The 2,179-nt window shown below is 76.8% G+C and carries 1 protein-coding gene and 2 pseudogenes; all 3 read left to right on the top strand.

Going from position 1 to position 2,179, the window contains the following annotated elements; genetic code table 11:
* Positions 1-600, top strand: a pseudogene (locus ACYVJ4_RS17685) (TIGR03960 family B12-binding radical SAM protein); the annotation flags it as partial.
* Position 601: 1 nt separating this feature from the next.
* A complete protein-coding gene (locus tag ACYVJ4_RS17690; protein WP_460461402.1) occupies positions 602-1,309 on the top strand; it encodes a TIGR03936 family radical SAM-associated protein in 708 nt (235 codons plus the stop codon).
* Between the two features lie 370 nt (positions 1,310-1,679).
* A pseudogene (locus ACYVJ4_RS17695) lies at positions 1,680-2,179 on the top strand (ribonuclease E/G); the annotation flags it as partial.

A 2,179-nucleotide genomic window follows, 5' to 3' on the forward strand; every position in this document is an offset into this window, starting at 1 on the left:
GGCTTCGTCCCGAAGCCGCACACGCCGTTCCAGTGGGCCAGCCAGCTGGACGCCGAGACCACCGACGCGCGCCTGGCCAAGCTGCGCGACGCCGTCCGGGCCGACAAGAAGTACGGCCGGTCGATCGGCTTCCGCTACCACGACGGCAAGCCCGGGATCGTCGAGGGACTGCTGTCGCGCGGCGACCGTCGCGTCGGTCGCGTGATCGAGCAGGTCTGGCGGGACGGCGGCCGGTTCGACGGCTGGAGCGAGCACTTCTCGTACGACGGCTGGATGGCCGCCGCCGAGACCGCGCTGGCGGGCGAGCCCGTCGACGTCGCCTGGTACACCACCCGCGAGCGCGAGTTCGGCGAGGTGCTGCCCTGGGACCACCTGGACTCCGGCCTCGACAAGGACTGGCTCTGGGAGGACTGGCAGGACGCCCTCACCGAGACCGAGGTCGAGGACTGCCGCTGGACCCCGTGCTTCGACTGCGGCGTGTGCCCGCAGCTCGGCACCGAGATCCAGATCGGGCCGACCGGTCGCACGCTGCTGCCGCTGAGCGTCAACGGCCCGAGCCGACGCGACCTCGTGGCGAGCACGCCCTCCTCGGACGGCTGAGGTGGCCCGCCAGCCCGACGGACCGCCCCCGCCGCCCGTCGTCCAGAAGCTGCGCCTGCGCTACGCCAAGCGCGGACGTCTGCGGTTCAGCAGCCACCGCGACTTCCAGCGCGCGCTGGAGCGGGCGCTGCGCCGGGCCGACGTCCCGATGGCCTACTCGGCCGGCTTCCACCCGCACCCCAAGATCTCGTTCGCGAACGCGGCGCCCACCGGCACCGCGAGCGAGGCCGAGTACGTCGAGCTGTCGCTGGCCGCGCGCTGCGACCCCGAGGCCGTGCGTGCGGCGCTCGACGCGTCCCTGCCGCCGGGCCTGGACGTCGTCCAGGTGGTCGAGGCGACGCCGGGGGCGCTCGCCGACCGGCTCGAGGCGAGCGAGTGGGTCGTCGTGCTGCCCGGCGCCGTCCGCGCGGACGTCGAGACCGCCGTGGCCGCGTTCCTGGCCGCCGAGCGGGTGGACGTCGAGCGGCTGACCAAGAACGGCCCGCGGGCGCTCGACGCGCGCGAGCCGGTCGTGTCGCTGGTCGTCGAGGACGACAGCGACGAGCCGGCGCTGCGCCTGGTGGTGCGGCACGTGGTGCCGACGGTGCGCCCCAACGAGGTCCTCGCCGGGCTGGCCGGTCTCGGGCTCGCGGTGGGCGACGACACCCGCACGACGCGGCGGTGCCAGGGACCGCTGCGCGACGGCGCGATCGCCGACCCCCTGGCCTGACCTGCGCTTTCGCGGGGACCGGCGGCGCGGCGTCCGGTGTGCGCCTCCCGGGCGGGTCTGCCCGGGTGTGCGATACTGCCGGTGGTCGGACCGCACCCCACACCTGCGGCTCGCCCCGACGACCGACGACCCGCGCTCGCGCGGCGACCCACCGGCGACACCGGCCCGACCGGGCTGATCGCCAGCAGGCCGCCGTCCGCACCGGGTCACCGGCCGCCGACGACCCGAGGCCCCCGCGCCCCCGCGCGACACCTCGGGCCGCAACACCACGACTTCCGTCGTGACCGCAACCGCGGCACGACGAACGCGATCGCCCCGCGCGGCGCCGGCAGGGTGTGGACGGCGCCCGGGGCCTGACGGGAGCACCCCGATGAGCGACACCACCCCCGAGACCGCAGCAGAGCAGACCGCCGAGCAGTCCGCCGAGGCGCCGGCGAAGAAGGCCGCCGCCCGCAAGCGCGCCCCGCGCAAGAAGGCCGCCGCGAAGGCGACCGCACCGGCCGAGGCGACCACGACCGAAGAGGCGGCAGCGCCCGCTGAGACGCCCGCCGAGACGCCCGCGGCGGACGCCGACGCGCCGGCCCCGGCGAAGAAGGCGGCCCGCAAGCGTGCGCCGCGCAAGAAGGCCGCCGCCACGGCCGAGCCCGCGCCGGTCGAAGAGACCCCCGAGGTCCCGGTCGAGGAGCCCGAGGCCGAGGACGAGACCACCGAGACCCAGGTCCCGACCGACGAGACCCCCGCCGAGACGGCTCCGGCCGAGGCGCCGGCCGCGTCGTTCGGCGGGCTGCTGTTCCAGGCGCCCGACCCGGCCGCCGCGCCGCCGCGCCGCCGTCGTCGCGCCCAGGCGCCGGCCGGCCCGCCGACCCACCA

This window comes from Angustibacter peucedani (assembly GCF_054779595.1).